An 8,351-nucleotide genomic window follows, 5' to 3' on the forward strand; every position below is an offset into this window, starting at 1 on the left:
CAACAGCGATCGAGATCCGCTGTTCGGCGGCGGTGCACCGGAACCTTTGCCGCGCTACCTGTCGCAGTTATTTCGGGTGATGCGTACTCATCAGCGAAAAAGTTCTGGTTTGTCGATCGGCTTTGTATTTGACGGAGATAGCGATCGAATTGCAGCCGTTGACTCTAGCGGCAACTTTCTCAGTTCACAAATCCTAGTTCCCATACTAATCGAACATTTAGCAAAACGGCGCGGCTTGACGGGGGAAGTCATCAAAACAGTCAGCGGTTCAGACATCATTCCCAAAATTGCCAAGCTGTACGACTTGCCTTTATTTGAAACGCCGATCGGTTACAAGTATATAGCCGATCGAATGTTAACCACCCAAGTCTTAGTCGGCGGCGAAGAATCCGGAGGAATTGGCTACGGTACGCACATTCCCGAACGAGATGCTTTACTTTCAGCGCTGTACTTATTAGAAGCAGTTGTCAAATCCGGGGAAGACTTAAGCGAAATTTACAGCCGACTGCAACAAGAAACAAGCTTTACTTCAGCTTATGACAGAATCGACTTGCACTTAGCTAACATGGAAGAAAGGTCGCGTTTGCTGTCGCTGCTGCAAAATCAACCCTTAACAGAAATCGCCGACAAAGCAGTTGTAGATTGCAACAAAGTTGACGGATATAAATTCCGTTTAGCCGACGGAAGTTGGCTGTTAATTCGGTTTAGCGGAACCGAACCAGTGTTGCGGCTGTATTCAGAAGCGGCGACATTGAAAGAAGTTATGCAAAACTTAAACTGGGCGAAAAAGTGGGCGCATAATTAATCATAGTTTTGAACCGCAGATAAACGCAGATAAAAATAGCTCAAATACTATCAGCGTTAATCAGTGTTCATCCGCCGATATCTGCGGTCAAAAAATCCCATTATTTCCCAGCCTCCAAGTAACCGACTCCCAAGCAACCAGAAACAATATAACTTATTTGCGATCGTGCGACGTTTTTTTTGTTAATATCAAGCAGTAAGTTTTAATTGAAATAATGACCGATCGCAAATTGCTAGTTGTAGCTACGGGCAATCCGGGTAAACTCAAGGAAATGCAAGTTTATCTTCAAGATTTGGGATGGGAATTGGAGATCAAACCGGAAGAGTTGGAAATTGAGGAAACAGGCGAAACTTTTATTGCTAATGCTTGCTTGAAGGCGTCTGAAGTGGCAAAAGCAACGGGCAAATGGTCGATCGCCGATGATTCTGGTTTAATGGTAGATGCACTCGACGGTCAACCTGGGATTTACTCCGCGCGCTACGGGAAAACCGATGCTGACAGGATATCTCGACTTCTCAAAGAATTGGGTAGCGAACAAAACCGGGAAGCACAATTTGTTTGCGCGATCGCGATCGCCCGTCCCGACGGTACAATTGCCTTGCAAGTAGAAGGAATTTGTCGAGGCGAAATCCTGGAGATTCCTCGCGGTACGGGAGGTTTCGGATATGACCCCATTTTCTACGTACCCGCACAGCAACAGACTTTTGCTGAAATGACACCGGATATCAAGCGATCGCACTCTCACCGCGGCCGAGCCTTCCATGCTCTGGTCCCACAAATAGCGAACCTTGTCAACCCATAATGAGGAAAAAAGCCAAAACAGGGGGTAACTGTGGCATTGGATATTGAGAGTTAGGTATCAGAACTAAACAGGAAAAAGGTTTTTCCTTAGCAATGACCAGTTACCAAAGACCAATTACCAATGCCCAATGCCCAATGCCCCAGTATCTTAGATTGCCTCCAAGTTCTTTTCCCCAGTCCGAATCCGAATAATTTGTTCTACAGGAGAGATGAAAATCTTGCCGTCGCCAATCTCGCCCGTGCGGGAAGCCGCGATAATTTTATCAACCACCATGTCAACCTGATCGTTTTCCACAACAATCTCGACCTTGAGCTTTTGCAAGAACTCAACGGTGTACTCAGAACCGCGATAGCGTTCTGTCATGCCCTTCTGACGGCCAAAACCTCTAACTTCAGAAACAGTCATCCCCACAATACCAGCATTGACGAGTGCGATTTTCACTTCGTCTAGTTTAAAGGGGCGAATAATAGCTTCAACCTTTTTCAAGTTTTTCACTCCTAACAGTTAGTACCTTCGTTATATTACTTAATCAGCGTGACATCTTTTAATATCACTGCCAACAGCAAGTATTTTGTCAAGTATATTACCCTATCTTGTACTCGCGATGAAATGCACGCCAACCTTTAACAATCTTCTCGGATTTTCCGGGCACGCGGCTTCTCGGCTCCGGCCGATCGCGGTAGAGTTAAGAAGACTGCAGCAGCCGTCCCCCGCCGATCTGCTAAAACAGAAAAAGAACGCAGGAGACAGGAGTTTTCCGAGTTTCCGCTTTGCTATGTGAGATTTGCACGTATTGCTGAAAACTATAATTGCCAGAGGCGGTCAGTTAAACTATTCTTATGCACCCAGCCAGCCCTCCCCCTGACCGCAGCGGGCTTGATGCCCTACTGAGAAATCGCCCCTTCCTAGCCTTGTGGACGGGCCAGTTATTGGCCCAAGTGGCGGATAAAATTTTTTACGTATTGCTGATTATTCTGCTGAAAACCGGCGACTACCGACCCTGGCCGGTTTCTTGGCAACATTCGGAAAATTCAATGCTGTCAGCGGTGATGATCGCCTACACCGTGCCGGCGATCGTCTTTGGTTCCGTAGCCGGGATCGTGGTAGACCGCTTTTCCAAAAAGCAAATGCTGATCGCGTGCAACGTGATTCGAGCCGCGTTGATTGTAGCTTTGCCGTTTTTGCCCAAAGCTTTTGTGGTTTTGCTGACGATGACGTTTTTGATCTCTACCGTAACGCAATTTTTTGCTCCGGCAGAGCAGGCGGCAATCCCCCTGGCCGTGGGGCGAGAGGGACTGATGTCAGCAAATGCGCTGTTCGCCTCGTCCACAATGGGCGGGATTATTGTCGGGATGACGATCGGCGAACCGCTGTTTAGTTGGGTCAAACACAGCTTCGGAGCAGCTTCTCAAGAGTTTTTGCTGGGCGGGTTGTACCTGATATCGGCAGGTTTGATCTATGCCATGCGGATCAAAGAAAGTCATGCCGGCAGCAGTGGCAAAAACGTCCATCCTTGGCAAGATCTCAAAGAAGGTTTGCGCTATTTGAAACACAATCACCTTGTCAGCAACGCGATGGTGCAGTTGACGATTTTGTATTCGGTGTTTGCAGCGCTTCAGGTGCTGGCGATCGCGCTTTCAGGCAAAATAGGTCTCAAAGAAACTCAATTTGGCTTTTTGCTGGCTGCGGCGGGAGTCGGAATGGTCTTCGGCGCAGCCTTTTTGGGACACTGGGGCGGTCGCTTCCACCACAAACCTCTACCTTTAATCGGTTTCTTGATGATGGGTTTTGTATTAGCAATGTTTGCCTTTACCCGACAGTTGTGGGTGGGATTCGGATTGAGTGCTCTGTTCGGTTTTGGTGCTTCCTTAATTAACGGCCCGATGCAGGCTCTGATTCAAGAAAAAACTCCAGAATCTATGCGGGGTAAAGTCTTTGGATTGGAAAACAATGCGATTAATATTGCTCTGAGCGTGCCTTTAGCGATTACCGGGCCACTGACTGATGCTGTCAGCAAAGCCGTCCGATCGGATGACCTCGGCTTGCGGATCGTGTTACTGAGTTTGGGCTTTTTGGTATCGGTGATGGGCATGGCAGCTTGGCGACATACCCGCAAAGTTTTGCAGGATGTTATCTGAACTTTGGCAAGAAGGAAGTTCGGCAACGAGCCATGTAAGGGATGTAACGGAGGTAACGGATGTAACGGAGGTCAAGAAGAAGGGAGAAGGAAGAGGGAAGAGGGCTTTATTTTCGCGATCGATCTCTAACATAGCAATCCCCCTGATAGTGAGGACTTTCTTAATTGCTGAAACGATTGTTTTTGTTGTCGAATGCCGGATGAGGAATGCTATACAAGCGTCATATCGCGGTAAACCGACATAGAGGCCGCTATTTCCTCTGTTTCTTTTCTTCCTCTGCTGTTCCACAATGTCTCGATCGGGCGAACCCTCTGCGATCGCGAAATCTTTTGTAAAATCTCACCACTTAAATTTTCATAGTTTCATTAATTGAGATTAAAGTAGTATAAAAGCTTTCATTAAAAATCATAATTAGTTTAAGGAAGGAAATTCTGTGCAACTAAAAACTAAAGTGACCATCAGACGTGCAACTGGTGGATTTGCTCTGATTGACAGCTTGATCCGCCACGGCGTCAAGCATATTTTTGGTTATCCGGGCGGCGCAATTCTGCCGCTTTACGACGAACTCTACCGCGCTGAAGAAACCGGCGTTATCAAACATATTCTGGTGCGGCACGAGCAAGGTGCTGCTCACGCGGCCGACGGATACGCCCGCGCTACCGGACAAGTTGGGGTTTGTTTTGCTACTTCGGGCCCGGGCGCAACTAATTTGGTAACGGGGATTGCGACAGCCCACATGGATTCGATCCCGATGGTAATTATTACCGGTCAGGTGGCCCGTCCGGCGATCGGCACTGATGCGTTTCAGGAAACAGATATTTACGGGATTACTCTGCCAATTGTCAAGCATTCCTATGTAGTGCGCGACCCCAGAGATATGGCGCGAATTGTGGCAGAAGCTTTCCACATCGCCAGTACAGGGCGACCGGGGCCTGTGTTGGTTGATGTACCCAAGGATGTGGGTTTAGAAGAATTTGACTATCTGCCCGTGGAACCCGGAGCAGTGAGAATTCCGGGCTACCGCCCGACGGTGAAGGGAAATCCCCGCCAGATTAATCAAGCAATTCATTTGCTGAAGGAAGCAAAACGTCCTTTGCTTTATGTGGGGGGCGGGGCGATCGCGGCGGGGGCCCACGAAGAAATTAAGGAACTGGCCGAACTTTTCCAATTGCCGGTCACGACAACGCTGATGGGCAAAGGTTCCTTTGACGAAAACCATCCTTTGTCGGTGAAAATGCTGGGGATGCACGGCACTGCTTACGCTAATTTTGCCGTTACCGAGTGCGATTTGCTGATTGCTGTGGGGGCCAGGTTTGACGATCGCGTAACCGGGAAATTAGACGAGTTTGCCGCGCGGGCTAAGGTGATTCACATCGATATCGACCCGGCGGAAGTAGGCAAAACTCGCGGCCCTGACGTGCCGATTGTCGGAGATGTCCGGCAAGTTTTGATTGATTTGCTGCGTCGCTGTCGGGAAACAGGAGTTTCGGGGAAGGCTGGACAGACTGCGGAATGGCTGCACAGGATCGATCGGTGGAAACAGGACTATCCGTTAGTTGTGCCTCATTACCCAGACATTTTGTCTCCGCAAGAGGTGATTTCGGAGTTGGCTACTCAAGCGCCGGATGCTTACTACACAACAGATGTCGGTCAACATCAAATGTGGTCGGCTCAATTTTTGAACAACGGGCCGCGCCGCTGGATTTCGAGCGCTGGTTTGGGCACGATGGGTTACGGGGTGCCGGCTGCTATGGGCGCGAAAATGGCGCTACCCGATGAGCAAGTGATTTGTATTGCTGGCGATGCTAGCGTGCAAATGAATATTCAAGAATTGGGAACACTAGCGCAATACGGCATTAATGTCAAGATTGTGATTGTAAATAATGGCTGGCAAGGCATGGTGCGGCAGTGGCAGCAGGCGTTCTACGGCGAGCGTTATTCCTCCTCGAATATGACTGTGGGGATGCCGGATTTTGTGATGCTGGCTGAAGCTTACGGGGTGAGAGGGATGCTGGTTTCGCGACCGGAGGAACTCAAAGATGCGATCGGGCAAATGCTAGCTCACGAGGGTCCGGTGGTGATGAACGTGAAGGTGACGAGGGACGAAAACTGCTATCCGATGGTAGTTCCAGGTAAGAGCAACGCTCAAATGGTTGGTTTGCCTGAACGCAGCAAGTTGCAATCTGCGGAGTTGGTTTATTGTCCGAGTTGCGGCGCGAAGAATGTTTCGACCAATAACTTTTGTCCTGAGTGCGGGACAAAAGTTTAAGTAGAGACACGGCAAGGTCTTATCGGGCAGGGGTTTAAACCCCTGCCAATCTTTCGGGTTAAGCGGTTTTTCTGGTTAAATTGACACGATGAAAGGCAATGCGATGTCCTTACTCGGATCTGCTGTTTCCCATTTAACACCATCTCCGTTGGCATCGCATCGAGAGCTTTAATCTGTAATCTCTAAGCATATTTTATGAGCCAGTGTCTAAACCCTGATTGCCTATTCCAAAATCCGTCGGGCTCTACAAAATTTTGTCAAAAATGTGGGAATAAACTGCTATTGGGCGATCGCTACGGAGCCCAAAAAATTATTGGACAAGGGGGATTTGGGCGCACTTTTCTAGCTATTGACGAGTATAAACCATCAAAACCTCCCTGTGTTATTAAACAATTTTACCCCCAGTTTCAAGGCACTTCTAGTATCCAGAAAGCTGCTGAGTTATTTGAGCTTGAAGCAGTACGCCTAGAACAGTTGGGTAAACATTCTCAGATTCCCGAATTATTAGCATATTTTAGTCAAGATGGACGGCAGTATTTAGTCCAAGAATTCATCGACGGTGAAAATTTAGCCGAAGAACTAGAATCTAAGGGATATTTTAGCGAAACGCAGATTCGCGACTTGCTTAATAATTTATTGCCAGTATTCGAGTTCATTCACTCTCGCCAAGTAATTCACCGAGACATCAAGCCTGAAAATATTATTCTTCGGCAAGATAGGCAACTGGTTTTAGTTGACTTTGGAGCCGCGAAATATGCGACACAAACAGCTCTAGGGCAAACGGGAACGAGGATCGGGACGGCTAGATATATGGCACCAGAACAAGCCAACGGCAAAGCTATTCATGCTAGTGATATTTATAGTCTGGGTGTGACTTGTCTGTGTCTGTTAACTCAGGTTGAACCGATTTATTTATTCGATGATAGCGAGTTTGAGTGGGTGTGGCGAGAACACTTAAAAACATCTGTCAGCTCGGAACTGGGTCAGATTTTAGATAAAATGATACAACCTGCTATTAAAAAACGTTATCAATCTGCTACTGAAGTTTTGCAGGATCTTGGTACTCGATCACCTCAATTATCAGCTCAAACACCTCCACCGACACCGCCACCAGACTCGCTTAAATCAGCGCAGGGTGTTGACTATACTCGTCTGCGGGATTTATTGGCCACAGGGGAGTGGAAAGAGGCGGATAGCGAAACACTCAAGGTGATGTTAAAAGCTGCTAGACGGGAGAAGGAAGATTATTTTGATACGGGTTCAATTGATAATTTTCCTTGCGATGATTTACGCATCATCGACCAGTTGTGGGTAAAATATAGTCAGGGTCGCTTTGGTTTTAGCGTCCAGAAAAAAATTTGGTTGGAAGTGGGCGGCAAAGTTGATTGGGATACTGAAAAGAAGCTAGGCGATCGCGTCGGTTGGAGAAAAGGAGGCCGTTGGTTGGACACAAAAAACCTAACCTATAATAAACAAGCACCAGAGGGTCACCTCCCTAGGCAACTGTGTGGGTGGTGGGGTGGGTTCCGGGGTTTGGGTGTGAAGTGGCGTTATGGTTCTTCTCTCGCATCGAGAGCTGTAAGCTGTAATCTATAGCGATTTGAGCCCTTTGTTAAGCCTTTTTTTAAGGATATTTTTCTACGAACTTATCGGAGTTTCGTCAGTTCAATACCTGCTAGTTACATTAATAATAACTGCCAATAAAAGTCAGAGATATCATTAAACAACTAGAGACAGGATGCAAATAAACTTTGTGGTTTACTCAAAATAGGAAAATTTGCGGGAGTGGCAAATGAATCTTTATTTGGGAATAGATTTCGGCACGACTGGCGCGCGATCGACTGTCATAGACTCCCAGGGTACAATACATTGTGAGACACAGTATACTTTTGCTAATAATGGGCAACAACAGCCTGAATTGCCCTCGGTGTGGCAAAATGCGCTGTGGGATTTGATCGAGCAAATTCCCCCAACAATCCGCAATCAGGTAAGGGCGATCGCCCTTGACGGCACATCTTCCACTGTCATGCTGTGCAATACCGACGGTATACCAATAGGCGAGCCGATTTTATACAATGATGCGCGCGGTGCAGCGGTGACAGAGAGGTTGCGGGCGATCGCGCCGGATAACCACACAGTATTGAGCGCTACATCGAGCCTGGCTAAACTCCTGTGGTTGCAAGACTTTCGAGAGGAAACCGCCCCTACAGTTTTCCTGCATCAAGCTGACTGGCTGGCCTTTCTGCTGCATGGAAAATTGGGAATTAGCGACTATCACAATGCTTTGAAACTCGGTTTCGATGTTGATACTTTGTGCTATCCGAATTGGCTGATAGA

The 8,351-nt window shown here is 47.7% G+C and carries 7 protein-coding genes and 1 pseudogene; 7 read left to right on the top strand and 1 reads right to left on the bottom strand.

Going from position 1 to position 8,351, the window contains the following annotated elements; genetic code table 11:
* Together QUA38_RS25455 and rdgB are read left to right on the top strand one after the other, a co-directional pair.
* Positions 1 to 805: pseudogene (locus tag QUA38_RS25455) on the top strand (phosphoglucomutase/phosphomannomutase family protein); the annotation flags it as partial.
* Positions 806 to 1,019: 214 nt separating this feature from the next.
* Positions 1,020 to 1,607, top strand: a complete 588-nt coding sequence (gene rdgB, locus QUA38_RS25460) for an RdgB/HAM1 family non-canonical purine NTP pyrophosphatase (RefSeq protein ID WP_333166864.1) — start codon at positions 1,020 to 1,022, stop codon at positions 1,605 to 1,607.
* A gap of 147 nt (positions 1,608 to 1,754) precedes the next feature.
* Here rdgB and QUA38_RS25465 read toward each other — a convergent pair whose 3' ends face one another.
* A complete protein-coding gene (locus QUA38_RS25465) occupies positions 1,755 to 2,093 on the bottom strand; it encodes a P-II family nitrogen regulator (protein ID WP_006633346.1) in 339 nt (112 codons plus the stop codon).
* A 353-nt stretch (positions 2,094 to 2,446) separates the two neighbouring features.
* On the opposite strand from QUA38_RS25465, the gene QUA38_RS25470 reads away from it, so the two are divergent.
* The 5 genes from QUA38_RS25470 to QUA38_RS25490 form a co-directional block, all read left to right on the top strand.
* Positions 2,447 to 3,745: an MFS transporter gene (locus QUA38_RS25470; RefSeq protein WP_333166866.1), complete on the top strand. Its 1,299-nt coding sequence runs from the start codon at positions 2,447 to 2,449 to the stop codon at positions 3,743 to 3,745.
* On the top strand, positions 3,735 to 3,989 hold the full coding sequence (locus QUA38_RS25475; protein WP_333166868.1) for a hypothetical protein: 255 nt from the start codon (positions 3,735 to 3,737) through the stop codon (positions 3,987 to 3,989). The genes QUA38_RS25470 and QUA38_RS25475 overlap by 11 nt, the downstream gene beginning before the upstream one ends.
* A gap of 189 nt (positions 3,990 to 4,178) precedes the next feature.
* Positions 4,179 to 6,014, top strand: coding sequence for a biosynthetic-type acetolactate synthase large subunit (gene ilvB, locus QUA38_RS25480; protein ID WP_333166870.1), 1,836 nt, complete (start codon positions 4,179 to 4,181; stop codon positions 6,012 to 6,014).
* A 195-nt stretch (positions 6,015 to 6,209) separates the two neighbouring features.
* Positions 6,210 to 7,610 (top strand): serine/threonine-protein kinase, encoded by a 1,401-nt coding sequence (locus tag QUA38_RS25485; RefSeq protein ID WP_333166872.1) that lies wholly within the window; start codon positions 6,210 to 6,212, stop codon positions 7,608 to 7,610.
* Between the two features lie 196 nt (positions 7,611 to 7,806).
* The coding region (locus tag QUA38_RS25490) for an FGGY family carbohydrate kinase (RefSeq protein ID WP_333166874.1) at positions 7,807 to 8,351 on the top strand (545 nt) is incomplete at its 3' end.

Origin of the sequence: Microcoleus sp. Pol12B4 (assembly GCF_036701385.1) — a bacterium.
Classification (GTDB): domain Bacteria; phylum Cyanobacteriota; class Cyanobacteriia; order Cyanobacteriales; family Microcoleaceae; genus Microcoleus.